General features: G+C 71.7%; 12 protein-coding genes and 2 pseudogenes. 9 read left to right on the plus strand and 5 right to left on the minus strand.

Annotated features, from left to right (window positions below):
* Nucleotides 1-40: 40 nt before the first annotated feature.
* The 3 genes from SXIM_RS05805 to SXIM_RS05815 all read right to left on the minus strand — a co-directional run bounded on the left by SXIM_RS05805 (nucleotide 41) and on the right by SXIM_RS05815 (nucleotide 2003).
* Nucleotides 41-745, minus strand: coding sequence for an O-methyltransferase (locus SXIM_RS05805; RefSeq protein ID WP_046723147.1), 705 nt, complete (start codon nucleotides 743-745; stop codon nucleotides 41-43).
* Nucleotides 746-954: 209 nt separating this feature from the next.
* On the minus strand, nucleotides 955-1140 hold the full coding sequence (locus SXIM_RS05810) for a DUF397 domain-containing protein (protein WP_078635630.1): 186 nt from the start codon (nucleotides 1138-1140) through the stop codon (nucleotides 955-957).
* The gene (locus SXIM_RS05815) at nucleotides 1137-2003 is read right to left on the minus strand and encodes a helix-turn-helix domain-containing protein (protein WP_078635632.1); all 867 of its coding nucleotides are present in this window, start codon (nucleotides 2001-2003) and stop codon (nucleotides 1137-1139) included. The genes SXIM_RS05810 and SXIM_RS05815 overlap by 4 nt, the downstream gene beginning before the upstream one ends.
* 437 nt (nucleotides 2004-2440) lie before the next feature.
* Here SXIM_RS05815 and SXIM_RS05820 point away from each other — a divergent pair, with 437 nt between their 5' ends.
* Nucleotides 2441-3256: an NmrA family NAD(P)-binding protein gene (locus SXIM_RS05820; protein ID WP_030734792.1), complete on the plus strand. Its 816-nt coding sequence runs from the start codon at nucleotides 2441-2443 to the stop codon at nucleotides 3254-3256.
* A 210-nt stretch (nucleotides 3257-3466) separates the two neighbouring features.
* Nucleotides 3467-3913 carry a hypothetical protein gene (locus SXIM_RS05825; RefSeq protein WP_053116088.1) on the plus strand — a complete coding sequence of 149 codons (447 nt, stop codon included), beginning with the start codon at nucleotides 3467-3469 and terminating at the stop codon, nucleotides 3911-3913.
* 15 nt (nucleotides 3914-3928) lie between these two features.
* Here the strand turns inward: SXIM_RS05825 and SXIM_RS05830 are convergent, their stop codons facing one another.
* The gene (locus SXIM_RS05830; RefSeq protein WP_046723149.1) at nucleotides 3929-4696 is read right to left on the minus strand and encodes an SDR family NAD(P)-dependent oxidoreductase; all 768 of its coding nucleotides are present in this window, start codon (nucleotides 4694-4696) and stop codon (nucleotides 3929-3931) included.
* Nucleotides 4697-4988: 292 nt separating this feature from the next.
* On the opposite strand from SXIM_RS05830, the pseudogene SXIM_RS05835 reads away from it, so the two are divergent.
* The 7 genes and pseudogenes from SXIM_RS05835 to SXIM_RS05865 form a co-directional block, all read left to right on the plus strand.
* A pseudogene (locus SXIM_RS05835) lies at nucleotides 4989-5516 on the plus strand (MarR family winged helix-turn-helix transcriptional regulator); the annotation flags it as partial.
* Between the two features lie 149 nt (nucleotides 5517-5665).
* A complete protein-coding gene (locus SXIM_RS05840; RefSeq protein ID WP_046723151.1) occupies nucleotides 5666-6457 on the plus strand; it encodes a response regulator transcription factor in 792 nt (263 codons plus the stop codon).
* A 72-nt stretch (nucleotides 6458-6529) separates the two neighbouring features.
* A complete protein-coding gene (locus tag SXIM_RS05845) occupies nucleotides 6530-6727 on the plus strand; it encodes a hypothetical protein (RefSeq protein WP_046723154.1) in 198 nt (65 codons plus the stop codon).
* 28 nt (nucleotides 6728-6755) lie between these two features.
* Nucleotides 6756-6953 carry a ferredoxin gene (locus SXIM_RS05850; RefSeq protein ID WP_030726625.1) on the plus strand — a complete coding sequence of 66 codons (198 nt, stop codon included), beginning with the start codon at nucleotides 6756-6758 and terminating at the stop codon, nucleotides 6951-6953.
* Nucleotides 6954-6957: 4 nt separating this feature from the next.
* Nucleotides 6958-8193, plus strand: a pseudogene (locus SXIM_RS05855) (NAD(P)/FAD-dependent oxidoreductase).
* A 20-nt stretch (nucleotides 8194-8213) separates the two neighbouring features.
* Nucleotides 8214-9995: a flavin-containing monooxygenase gene (locus tag SXIM_RS05860; protein ID WP_078846842.1), complete on the plus strand. Its 1782-nt coding sequence runs from the start codon at nucleotides 8214-8216 to the stop codon at nucleotides 9993-9995.
* Nucleotides 9992-11620 carry a virginiamycin B lyase family protein gene (locus SXIM_RS05865; RefSeq protein ID WP_053116089.1) on the plus strand — a complete coding sequence of 543 codons (1629 nt, stop codon included), beginning with the start codon at nucleotides 9992-9994 and terminating at the stop codon, nucleotides 11618-11620. The genes SXIM_RS05860 and SXIM_RS05865 overlap by 4 nt, the downstream gene beginning before the upstream one ends.
* A 59-nt stretch (nucleotides 11621-11679) precedes the next feature.
* Here the strand turns inward: SXIM_RS05865 and SXIM_RS05870 are convergent, their stop codons facing one another.
* Nucleotides 11680-13236, minus strand: a complete 1557-nt coding sequence (locus SXIM_RS05870) for a pectate lyase family protein (RefSeq protein WP_046723156.1) — start codon at nucleotides 13234-13236, stop codon at nucleotides 11680-11682.
* Nucleotides 13237-13301: the final 65 nt, after the last annotated feature.

Genomic DNA, 13301 nt, shown 5'->3' on the forward strand with positions numbered 1-13301 from the left:
AATCAGGAGAACCGCCCCTGTACATAGGCCCTTTGCGCGTTTAACCGATCACACGTGCGAGGGAGAAGCCGTCGTACCCCTTGCTTCCGACGGTCTGGACGGCGGTGGCGGACAACCGCTCGTCCCGCGCGATGCGTTCCAGGTACCGCCGTACGCCCTTGACCCGCGCGTCGGTGCTGTCGGAATCGATGACGGCGCCGTCCCGGACCACGTTGTCCCCGATGATCAGACTGCCGGGGCAGGTGAGCTTGAGCGACCAGTCCAGGTAGTGCGCGTTATTGGGCTTGTCGGCGTCGATGAAGACGACGTCGAACGGCTCGGCGCCCTCCTCGACCAGCGCGGCGAGCGTATCGAGCGCGGCCCCCACCCGTACCTCCACGGTCTCGGCCAGGCCGGCCCGGCGCAGATTCCGGCGGGCGACATCCGCGTAGACCGCGTCGTACTCCAGGGTGATGAGGCGGCCGCTGCCGTCGGTGGGCAGCGCCCGGCCCAGCCAGATGGTGCTGTAGCCGCCGAGTGTCCCGATCTCCAGGATCCGCCGGGCCCCCTGGAGCTGGGCGAGCAGTTGCAGCATCTTCCCCTGGTTCGGCGCCACGTGGATGGGGGGCAGCCCTGCCGCTTCACTGTTGAGCAGCGCGGCCCGCAGAACCTCGTCCTCGGGCGCGAGCAGGCCGGAGAAGTAGTCGTCCACGGCGGTCCACCGCGACTGAAGGTGCTGCTGGCGATGCGAGTGGTGGAGAGGCATGAGCCGAACCTAACAAATCGGACAGCTGTCGCCGGGTGGCGAACCGCACGGGCAGCGCCCATGGCGTCGGAGGGAGGCCGACGAGGAGTCCGGTGTCCCGGGTGTCGCGGGTGTTCCGGGTGTCGCGGACACGGGCCGTGACGGGCCCGGCGGGCATCTTCGGCGAGGTGGGCACCCTCACGGTCGCCGTGCCCCACTCCGGCGCCGGATCATGCACGCACCGCCCCCGCTATGAAGGCCGTCCACTGCTCACGTGTGAAGGACAGCCGCGCTCTTTGTGCGGCCTTGGTGTCACGGACCTGCACGCCATCACAACTCGCGGCCACTTCGATACAGTTGGCACCGGAGCCATCGCTGTAACTGCTCTTGCGCCAAGCCGGCCGCTCACCGTTCATAGCTCTCCCGCCAATCGTTCGATGAGGCGCGCGGACCGCTCCGCGTCCAGCGCCTGCATACGGATAATGCCATGGCGCTGAGCCTGGACACCGACTCTCAAGCGGTCGGTGATCACCGCGCTGATCTCCTGTGACTCGGTATACGCCACACTGCGCCCGTCCTTGGTATCCAGCAGCGTGATGGAGCCGTAGATGCCGTGGTGTCGCCACTGGGCAGTCGGCATAATCTGAATGGACACATTGCGCAGTGCGCCCATCCGAAGCAGCCAGTCAAACTGCTCCGCCATCGTCTCCCTGCCCCCCACCGGGCGGCGCAGCACGGCCTCCTCGATCACGAAGGCGGTGACGACCGCCTTGTGGCTCTCGAAGATTCCCCGGCGCTCCATACGCGCGGCGACCAGTTCCTCCACCACCTCTTCGTCGGTGGGCGGGCACTGGCCGCTGATCAGTGCCCGCGCGTAGCTCTCCGTCTGCAACAGCCCGGGGACGACCAGGGGCTCGTACGAGTAAAGGCTGAAAGCCTCTTGCTCCCACTTGGCGAAGTCACGGAATCGGGCCGGGAAACGCGCGCGGTCGATGTCCTCCTGAATGGCCTTCAGTACCCCGCCGGCGTTGAGTACCGATTCCACGCCGTCGATGAAGGGAGCCTTCGGGGCGCGACGTCCGCGTTCGACGGCCGACACCTGATCGACCCCGTATCCGATCCGGTCACCGAACTCCTGCTGTGTCAATCCGGCCGCCTCGCGCAGCCGCTTGATCTGTTTTCCCACGACCCGCAGCAACGGATCGACGACCTCCCGGCTCTCGCGGTTTCCCTGTTCCCCACCGTCGAATTCGGGAACATCGTGCTCGCCGGTACTCATGGTGCGACCACCTCACAGTCGTCCGCCTGACCTCGTGTCAGGCTAGAGGCGGCCCCTTCCGGCTCACGGATTCCGCTGGGGAATTCCCTCACACGGGTCATTGCCGTGAGGGGAAATTCCCTCACGCTGCGGGGGATTGCGCCATCCGGTCGCGGTCGGCCGGGGTCGACCGGCACCGTCCCGGTCCGGCACCTTGGGCGGCCGCCCCGGCGAACCGGCTGGCCACAGCGCTGCCGTACGGTACACGCCCCGGTCCGTGGCGAGCGGGGCTCCCGTTGCCCCGCCGCCCGCCTCCACCCGGGACGTCCGCGTGCCGCAGCCGTCAACACAGCGCGACCCGGCATGCGCGACCGGACACAACGGCCCCTCCGGGCAAGCCACTTGACCTCAACCACGCTTGAACTTCTACGGTCGTGAGCGATGAAGGGAGTCCGCACGTGACGACTTTGGTAACAGGCGCGACGGGGAACACCGGACGGCATGTGGTGGCGGAACTGCTCCGCCGGGGCGAACGGGTACGGGCGCTCACCCGCGATCCGGCCGCCGCCGTGGCGGCGGGAAGACTTCCGGCGGACGGGGTGGAGGTGGTGACCGGCACGCACACCGCGCCCGAGACTTTGGGCGGTGCCCTCGCCGGTGTCGAACGGCTGCACATCACGGTGACGGCGGGACTCAGCGAGGCCGGGCCCGCGTTGGTGCGGCGGGCGGTCGACGCGGGCGTGCGGCGCATCACGGTGGTGTGGGGCGGCTGGGTGGGACCGGTCGAACGGGCCGTCGCGGACTCGGGGGTGGAGTGGACACGGCTGGAGCCGCAGGAGTTCATGTCCAACGCGTTGACGTGGACGGAGTCGATCCGCGCCGAGGGCGTGGTGCGCGAACCGTACGACGCGCCCAGTGCCGTCATCCACGAGGCCGACATCGGCGCGGTGGCGGCGACCGCTCTGCTGGATGACGGCCACTCCGGGCGGGCGTACAACCTGACGGGGCCCGAGACGCTGACCACGCGGGAGCGGATCGCCGTGCTGTCCGGAGTCATCGGGCGCCCCGTGGAGTTCGCCCCGATCACGCACGAACAGGCCGTGGACAGGCTGCTGGCCGAGGGGGTGTCCCGGGAGGACGCCGACTACGTCATCAACTGGCACGCCGCACCGCCGCCCGAGGCCTCGACCGTCGCGGACACGGTCGAGCGGGTGACGGGCCACCCGGCGCGCACCTTCACGGAGTGGGCGACGGCCCACGCCGACCGCTTCTGACGCTTCGCGTGGGCCCCGGGCGCGGTGCAGGCACACCCCCCGACGGCCCCGGACGCGGCGTCGGCAGGGCCCCTCGGCCGCCTCGCCCCGCCGGGGGGCGAGGGCGCGGCGGCCGAGGCGGCGGGGGTCAACGCTGCTCCGTGGGACGGACGGATGCCGCCCCGGATGTGCCAGGGAGGATTGTCAGTCCCCGGTGCCACAATCGCCGGCATGCCTCTGTGCGACTACTTCTCCGCCCCTGACGATCAGGCCGCCGTCGCGGTGCTCCCGACCGGGGAAGGACCGGGGCAGGCGGGCCTCGACACCGTCGGTCTCAAGAACATCGACCCGGTCGTCGCGATGGCCCGGCTCGAAGCCATCCTGACGGGCTGCGGCTACGAGGAGGCCCGCGCCCTCCCCCGGGCCGGGCGGTTGCTGTCCGATCCGGAGGACGAAGCGGCGTTCGTCGTCAGCCTGACGGACACGCTGACCGCTGCCCTGGCCACGACTTCGGCGGACGACCGCGCCCGCTGTGCCCGGCTGTGGTCGCGGACCGGCGAGCTGCGGGAGCTGGAAATCAGCGCCGAGGACACGGCCGGTGCCCTGGAGGCGCTGGCCGGGCTGGCCCGGCGCGCACGGGGCTCCGGCCGGCGGCTGTACTGCTGGTGGGCGCTGTGACCCGCCGGAGCGGGGTCAGATGGCCGCCCAGCCGTTGTCCACCGGGAGGATCGCGCCGTTGATGTTGCTCGCGGCGTCGGAGGCGAGGAAGACGATCGCGGCTGCCTGTTCGGACGGCTCGGAGACCTTGCCCACCAGGCGCAGGTAGGGGCCGATGGCGCGGGGGCCGTGGGCCTCCGGGTCGGCCTGGGGGCGCATGCCGGTGGCCGTGCCGCCGGGGGCGATGGCGTTGGTGCGGATTCCCTGCTCGCGGTACATGACGGCCAGGGACTTCGTCAGTCCGTCGATGCCGTGCTTGGCGGCCGTGTACGCGGCGCCCGCCGCGCTGCCGCGCAGGCTCGCCTCGGAGGCGGTGAAGACGATGGCGGCGCTCTCCCGTTCCAGCAGGTGCGGGAGGGCGGCGCGGGTGAGGAGGAACGGCGCGGTGAGGTTGACGCGGATGACCCGGTCCCATTCGGCGTCGTCGGTCTCGCCGAGCGCGGACATCCGGTCCATGATCCCGGCGTTGTTGACCAGGATGTCGAGGCCGCCGTGCGCCTCCACGGCGGTGGCGACGACCTCGTCCACCACGCGCTGTTCGCTCAGGTCGCCGACGACGGCGCGGGCGGTGCCGCCGTCGCCCCCGATGGCGGCGACGACCCCTTCCGCCGCCTCGCCGTCAAGGTCGGCGACGAGGACCCGCGCACCCTCCCCGGCGAAGCGCAGGGCGGCGGCGCGGCCGATGCCCGAGCCCGCCCCGGTGACGATCACGCTCTTGTCGCGCAGTCCTGTGGTGGTGGTCATCGTCTCTCCCTCTGGTGGCGGGTGCGGGTTCCCGGGCCCGCGCGGATCGGGCCCGGGAACCGGTGCCGATCCCCGTCCCCACGGGTTCCGGCGTACGGACCGCCCCCGCTCGTGGGCGGTCCGGTCCGGGGCCTCCCGGGAACGTGTGTGCCAGGTGGCACGGGGGTCTGAACTGCCGTTTCGCCGGGAAGTGGCTTACTTGACTCAGGCAAACATGATGAGCTTGCCTAAGTCAAACAATCACGGCGAAGACATTGCTTGACTCAGGCAAAGCTGAACTAGAGTGTGATCCATGCCAGTCCCCACCCCCTCCTCCGGTGACTCTCCCGCCGACGGCGCACCTTCCCCCGAGGTGCTGGCCATCGAGAGCGCCCTCAACCGCATCACCTACCTCACCGCCCGCGCCCGCCAGCACACCCGACTGATGTCCCAGGCCGGGGTCCCCCTGGACCGGGCCGGGGCCGCCCTGCTGCGGCAGGTGGCGGAGGCCGAGCCGCTGCGGCCCAGCGAGCTGGCCCTGCGGATGTCCGTGGAGGCGTCCCACGTCACCCGGCAGGCGCAGCATCTCCAGCGGGCCGGCTATCTGACCCGGGTCGCCGATCCGGAGGACCGGCGGGCCCAGCGCATCCGGATCACCGAGGCCGGCCGGGAAGCGGTGCGCAAGATCCGGGACGCCAGCGGCCGGAGCATGGAGGTGGCACTCGCCGACTGGTCACCGGAGGAACTCACCCAGCTCGCCAGCCTGTTCAACAAGATGGTGGACGACTTCCTCGCCCACGCGGACAACCTCACCGAGGAGGAGAATACGGACGGGGCCTCCCCCGCGGGCACTGAAACCCCCGCCCCTGCCCTCCCCACCCCTCCCCCGGACCCCTGCCCTCCCCACCCCTCCCCCGGACCCCTGCCCCCGCCCCCTCCCCGCCGCCCCACTCGCCGTGAAGTCCAAGCGCTCCTTCCGAATGGTCTTTCATGCTGGCATCGCAGGCACCCCAGGCAAGCACTCACGACAAGGCACCGCCGGCCAGGGGGGACGGGGAGCAGCTCCTTGTCCTCGCCGGCGATCCGCCGAGCGCCGAACTCCTCACCACCACCCTCGAACTGGCGGGCTACCGGGTCGACACGGGCGGCTGCGGCCGTGAGGCGGTGGCCCACCTCACCCGGCGCCGGTATGACCTGCTGATCCTCGACGTCGCGCTCCCCCGGCTCGACCGGCTGGCCGAGCACCGCCGGCCCCTGCCCGTACGGCCGCCCGTCCTCTTCCTCACCGACTGCGACTCCCTGTTCAGCCTGCTCCCCGGACTGGGCACCCGCCCCGCGCCCGAGGACTACGTCACCAAGCCGGTCCGGATCCCGGAGGTGCTGGCCAGAACGCAGCTGCTGCTGCGCGGCCGGGGCGCCGGGCGACCCGAGCAACTCGCCCAGCACTACGGCGATCTCGTCCTGGACGACGCCACCTGTCAGGCCCGGCGCGGGGCACGCCCGCTCGATCTCACCCCCGCCGAGTACCGGCTGCTGCGCCAACTGCTCGTCAACGCCGAGCAGGTGCTCTCCAAGGAACAGATCTGCCGCCATGTCTGGGGGGAGTTCCGGGCCGGCAACGCCATCGAGAAGCTCGTCTCCCGGCTGCGGCACAAGGTCGACCGGGAGGGGCCGCCGCTGATCCACACCCGGCGCGGCTTCGGCTACTGGCTGGGCCGCCGCGCCTCGGAGACCGTCGCACTCTGTGACCTGTGTCACGTCAGGTTGTCGTCAGGTAACTGACCGCAAGGTGTCAGCTCCATCGGGTTGCCTGAAACCACCCTGCCCCGGTGCACCCCACAACCGAGGAGAGACATGGCCGACACCCCAGCGTCCGGTTGCGGCCCGCACCAGTGCCTGGGCCAGCCGCTCGCCCGCCCGGAGCCGCAGATCGTGTACGGCACGCTCCACCGCCGGACACCGGGGCTGCGGCCGGCCGTGGCGTGCGAGGAGATCGAGTTCGTGCCCGAGGAGACCATCTACGGCGTGCGTGCCCTGCCCGTCACCTGGTGACCCCCTTCATTTTCCGAGGAATCGCATCATGCGCGTAGAAATCGACGAACCCAAGTGTGTGGCCTCCGGTCAGTGCGTCGTGGCTTCGCCCGGCGTCTTCGACCAGCGGGACGAGGACGGCGTCGTGATCCTGCTGGAACAGACGCCGCCGTCCGCCCTGCACGACGAGGTGCGGGAGGCCGCCGCCGTGTGCCCGGCGGCGGCGATCCGGCTGGTGCAGGGGTGATCCGGTGACCCGGATCGTCATCGTCGGCGCCTCGGCCGCCGGACTCGCGGCGGCCGAGACGCTGCGCCGCGAGGGGTACGACGGCACGCTCACCCTCGTCGGCGACGAGCCGCACCCGCCGTACGACCGGCCGCCGTTGTCCAAGCAGGTGCTCGCCGGGCAGTGGGCCCCGGAGCGGCTGGCGCTGCGCGCCCCGGCCGATCTGGCCGCGCTCGGCCTGGACCTGCGGCTGGGCACCGCCGCCACCGGGGTGGACCCGGCTGCCCGCACGGTCCTGCTCGCGGACGGCGGAAGCACGGGCGAACGCGACCTGCCCTACGACGGACTCATCATCGCCACCGGCGTACGGCCGCGCCTGCTCCCCGGCTCCGGCGGGGACGCCGCCCATGTGCTGCGCACCGTGGAGGACGCTCTGGCGCTGCGGGACCGGCTGCGCCCCGGCCGCCATCTGGTGGTGGTCGGCGCCGGGTTCCTCGGAGCGGAGGCCACCGCGGTGGCCCGGGGCCTGGGCGCGGAGGTCACCCTCCTCGAACCGGCCCCGGTCCCGCTGGCGCACGCCGTCGGCGAGCGGATCGGTGACCTGCTCGCCGGAGTGCACCGGGCGCACGGCGTCACGCTGCGCACCGGCGTCACCGTCCGCGAGGTGCTGGACGGCGGGCGCGGCGTACGGCTGGCGGACGGCGAGGAGATCCCGGCCGACGACGTGCTGGTGGCGATCGGATCCCGGCCGAACACCGAGTGGCTGGCCGGCAGCGGACTGCCGGTGGACGACGGCCTGGTGTGCGACGCGTACTGCGCCGCCGCCCCCGGTGTCTACGGCGCGGGCGATGTCGCGCGCTGGCACCATCCGCTGTTCGGCACGGCGCTGCGCGTCGAGCACCGTACGCACGCCGCCGAGCAGGGCATGGCCGCCGCCCGGAATCTGCTGCGCCCCGAGGGGCGTCGTCCGTTCGCGCCGGTGCCGTACTTCTGGTCCGACCAGTAGGACCTGAAGGTCCAGGCGTACGGGCACCTGCGCGGCCACGACGAACTCGCCGTCGTGGCGGGCGATCTCGCCGAACGCCGGTTCCTGGCCGTCTACCGCACCGGCGACCACCTCACCGGCGCGCTCGCCGTCGGCATGCCGCCCGGGGCGATCCGCCCGTGGCGGGCGGCCGTCGCCGCCCGCACCCCCTGGCACGAGGCGCTGCGCGCCGCCGCGCCCGGCACGAGCGCCGGCACCATCTCCCCCGTTCCGTGAAGCGACCAGAAGGGTTACGCGTGTCAGCGACAGACGACCTGGGGTTCGATCCGGACGCCCTGCGTGCCAAGTACCGGGCCGAGCGCGACCGCCGGGTCCGCCCGGACGGCAGCCGGCAGTATCTGCGCACCACCGGCGAGTTCGGGTACTACGAGGAGGACCCGTACACCGGCCCCGACGCTCAGAGCGCCACCCGCGAGCCGGTCACCGGCAGTGCGGACGCGGTCATCATCGGCGGCGGGTTCGGCGGACTGCTGGCCGGGGCGCGGCTGCGCCAGGCCGGGCTGCGGGACATCCGGATCATCGAGAAGGCCGGCGACTTCGGCGGCACCTGGTACTGGAACCGCTACCCCGGCATCCACTGCGACATCGAGTCGTACGTCTATCTGCCGCTGCTGGAGGAGATCGGCTACGTTCCGCGCTGGAAGTACTCCCCGGGTGAGGAGATCCGGCAGCACGCGCGGGCGATCGGGCGGCACTTCGGCCTGTACGAGGGCGCCTGCTTCCAGACCGAGGTGACCGCCCTGGACTGGGACGAGGACGCGCAGGGCTGGACGGTGCGCACCGATCGCGGGGACCGCGTCGAGGCCCGCTACGTGGTGGTCTCCAGCGGGCCCTTCAACCGGCCCAAGCTGCCCGGCATTCCGGGGATCGAGACGTTCACCGGGCACACCTTCCACACCAGCCGCTGGGACTACGGCTACACCGGCGGCGACGCGAACGGCAATCTGCACAAGCTGGCGGACAAGCGGGTCGGGGTGATCGGCACCGGCGCCACCGCCATCCAGTGCGTGCCGCATCTGGGCGCGGACGCACAGGAGTTGTACGTCTTCCAGCGCACCCCGTCCTCGGTCGACGTGCGCGACAACCGGCCCACCGATCCGCGGTGGGCGGCCTCGCTGTCCCCCGGCTGGCAGGCGCACCGCCGGGAGAACTTCCTCACCGTGGTCACCGGTGGCGAGGCCGAGGAGGACCTGGTGGCGGACGGCTGGACCTCGGGCGCCGAGCTCCAGCGCACCATGATGCCGGTGGCGGGCCGCGAAAGCCCCGAAGTCCTCGCCGAACTGGCCGACTTCCGCAAGATGAACGAGATCAGGGCCAGGGTGGAGAGCGTCGTCACCGAGCCGGGCACGGCGGAGACGCTCAAGCCCTGGTACCGCTACATGTGCAAGCGGCCCACCTTCAGCGACACCTATCTGCCCACCTTCAACCGCCCCAACGTGACGCTGGTGGACACCGGCGGGCACGGGGTGGAGCGGATCACCGAGCGCGCCGTCGTGGTGAACGGCACGGCGTACGAGCTGGACTGCCTGATCTTCGCCACCGGCTTCGAGACGGCGGTGCGCCCGGCCGACCGGGCGGGTCTGGCGGTACGGGGCCGGGGCGGGGTCACGCTCGCCGAGTACTGGCGGGAGGGGCCGCGTACGCTGCACGGCTTCTACAGCCACGGCTTCCCCAACCTCTTCCATCTCGGCACGCTCCAGAACGCGGTGTCCGTCAACTTCACGCACGCGCTGGACGATCAGGCGGTGCACGTGGCGGAGGTGGTCGCCGAGGCGCGTTCGCGCGGCGCGCGGCGGGTCGAGCCGTCGGCGCAGGCCGAGGAGGCGTGGTTGGCGACGGTGCGACAGCCCGTCCCCGCCCGGCTGGTGTTCCTCGCCGAGTGCACCCCCGGGTACTACAACAACGAGGGCAAGGTGCCCGAGCGCATCGAGTCCTACGCCGCGGGGCCCGTCGCCTTCTACGAGATGCTGCGGCAGTGGCGCACCGAGAGCGGCATCGGCGAGGTGATCGTCAAGTGACGGCCGTCCTCGCCCCGGCGGGATTGGCGGCGCCCACCCGGTTCGATCCGACCGGGCGGGCCCGGCCGCACAGCCGCCGCTGGCGGATCGAGCGGCTCAACCGGCCGAACCCGCTGTGGGGTTCGAACGGTGTCGCGTTCGGCCCCGACGGGCGGCTGTACGTGGCGCAGTTCCTGGCCGGGCCGATCAGCGCGGTGGACCCGGTCTCCGGCGAGATCGAGACGGTGGTGCCGCTGGACGGCCCCGTACAGGCGCCGGACGACCTGGCGTTCGGCGCGGACGGCTCGATGTACATCGCCGACCTGCCGGCCGGGCGGGTGTGGCGGCGTACCCCGGCCGGCGCGTACCACCTGGTGTCGGACGAGGTGGAGGTGCCGAACGGCATCACCTGTATCGGCGACCGGCTGTTCGTCAACGAGATGCGGGTGGACGGCCGGCTGCTGGAGCTGTTCCCGGACGGTTCGCGCGGGCCGAAGGTGGTGGCCGAGGGGCTGGCCATGGGCAACGCGATGCAGCAGGGCCCGGACGGGCTGCTGTACTACCCGCAGATCGTGGTGGGCGAGTTGTGGCGGGTCCCGCCGGACGGCGGTGTCCCGGAGCTGGTCGCCTCGGACGTACCGGGGCCGGTCGGGGCGCGGTTCGACCGGGACGGGATGCTGGTGGGGGTCTCCAGCGGGATGTCGGGGCAGCTCACCAGGATCGACGTGTTCGGCGACGGGCGCCGTTCGGTGCTGGCCACGGGAGTGCCGGGCATCGACAACCTGGCCATCGACGCCGCGGGCCGGATGTTCCTGTCCAGCTACGCGGGCGGCGGCGTCACGGTGCTGCGTCCCGATGGCCGGTCCCGGGAACTGGTGCCGCAGAGCCTCAACGGCCCGTTCGGGGTGACGGCGGACGCGCGGGGCACCGTGTACGCGGCGGACCACTACCGCCTGGGCCGGGTCGAGGGCCGGGCGGACGGCGGCGTGCAGACCCTGGAGATCTTCAACGGCGCGCACGGAGTGGTGGCGCTGGGCCGGGAACTGCACCTCACGTCCGAGACGGGCGAGGTGCTGACGTACCACCTCGGGGAGCGCACCCCGCGGGTACGGGCGGCCGGCCTGCGTCTGCCGATGGGGATCGCGGTGGGTGCGGGCGGCGTGCCGGTGGTCGCGGAGACCGGTGCCGGCCGGGTGGTGGCCGTGCCGGCGGCGGGCGGGATCACCGTGCTGGCGGCGGGACTTGACCATCCGGTGGATGTGGCGTTCGACGAGGAGGGCCGCTGCTATGTGAGTGAGGAGCGGCGGGGTGCGGTGCTGCGCGTGGAGTCGAACGGCGCGCTGACGACGTTCGCGAGCGGGCTCGGCGGGCCGCAGGGTCTGGTGGTGCGCGGCTCGGAGCTGTTCACGGTGGAGACGGAGCACCGGCGGCTGGTGTCGTTCTGTCTGGAGACGGGACGGCGGCGGGTGGAGGCGGAGCGGCTGCCGGTGGGGCTGCCCCCTGGGATCGAGCGGGAGGAGCCGGATCCGGTGCCGGGTGTGGCGGGCCGGCCACGGCGCTTCGCGGGGCTGGCTCTGGCGCCGGACGGCTCGCTGTTGCTGTCGGCGAACGGGGAGGGCACCGTTCTGCGCCTGTCGCCGCGCTGAGCGGAGCCGGTGGGCCGGGCCGCCCCCGGGGGAGCGGCCCGGCCCCGGTGCTGTGCCGGTCAGGAGGCGTAGGTCTCGTACTCCGCGATCCTGGGGGTGCTGCTCGCGCTGGTGATCTCGAAGGTGATCTTCCGTACCGAGGTGGCCGGGAAGGAGATGACGCCCGCTCCGCTGCCGGTGGCCAGGACGGCGCCGGTGTCGGCGTTCAGCACCCGGTAGGAGCCGATGCGGCCGGTGGCGCCCGACGCCTCCCTGATGTTGATCTTGGAGACGGTGGTGGCGGAGCTCCACTTGATCGAGATGGAGCCGGTGGTGCCGTTCGGGGACCAGTAGGTGTTCATGTTGGCGTCCCGCACGTTCCCGTAGCTGGTGCCGCTGGCCTTGCTGCTGCCGTCGGAGTCACCGGTGAGGCTCAGGTTGGTGCCGCCGGGGGTGCCGGGGTCCGGGTTGCCCGGGTCGGGGTTGCCGGGGTCGGGGTTGCCGGGGTTGCCCGGGTCGGGGTTCTGCGGGGTGCAGCTGCCGTCCGAGACGCGGTTGCCCTTGTTGGCGCCCGCCGTCTGGGCGACCACGCCCGGCACGCAGTTGGCCGGGTCGAGGCTGTGGGAGTAGGGGATGCTCACCGAGGTGGTGGAGGTCGGGTTGGGGCCGGCCGGGTTGGTGGTGCCGCCGCGGCTGGACCAGGTCACGTTGTCGAACGTGTTGCCGTTGACGTGCCAGTAGCCGGCCTCGGAGGTGTAGAAGGTGCCCAGGACGTCCTTGGAGTCCTCGAAGTAGTTGTTGTCCACCCGGACGCGGGCCCCGGCCCGGGAGTTGATCCCCGAGTCGTTGATGTTCAGGAAGTGGTTGTTGTACGTGTGGGCGATCCCGCCGCGCATCAGCGGGGCGCGGGAGTCGATGTTCTGGTACAGGTTGTGGTGGTAGGTGACGTAGCCGTTGGAGAGGTCGCTCTCGCTGGACCCGACCAGGCCGCCACGGCCCGAGTTGCGCAGGATGCTGTAGGACAGGGTCACGTACTGGGTGTTGTTCTTCAGGTCGAACAGCCCGTCGTAGCCCTCGGATTCGCCGCCCGACGCCTCCAGGGTGACGTGGTCCACCCACACGTTGCGGACGTTGTTCTCCATGCCGATGGCGTCACCGCCGTTGGAGGTCGGCGAACCCGACTTCTTGACGTTCCGCACGGTCACGTTCTGGATGATGATGTTGCTCGACTCGCGGACGTGGATGCCCACCTGGTCGAACAGGGCACCGGTCCCGACGCCGATCAGCGTGACGTTGCTGATCTGCTTGAGTTCGATGACCCCGTCGGCGGTGTTGCAGCTGCCGCCCGACACCTTGCTGGTGTTGCCGTGGTTGATGGTGCCCTGCACCTCGATGATGATCGGGGTGCTGCTGCTGGCCCGGCCGCACAGGGCCGCGTGGATCTGGGTTCCCGTGGTGGCCCGGACGGTCTGGCCGCCGGCGCCGCCGGTGGTGCCGCCGTTCTGGGACGCGTAACCGGTGGCGGTGCCGACCGCGGCCGATGCCTGCGGCACCGACAGGAACGCGCCGGTCGCGACCACCAGGGCCGTCAGGGCCATGGTCACGCAGAGTCGCACAAGCGCGACTGATCCTCTCATTGCTCCGCTCGCCTCTCATTTCCACATCGTGGGGGGTTGCTGGGCGTTGCTGGGCATTACTGGAT

It is taken from the genome of Streptomyces xiamenensis, from assembly GCF_000993785.3.
Lineage (GTDB): Bacteria > Actinomycetota > Actinomycetes > Streptomycetales > Streptomycetaceae > Streptomyces > Streptomyces xiamenensis.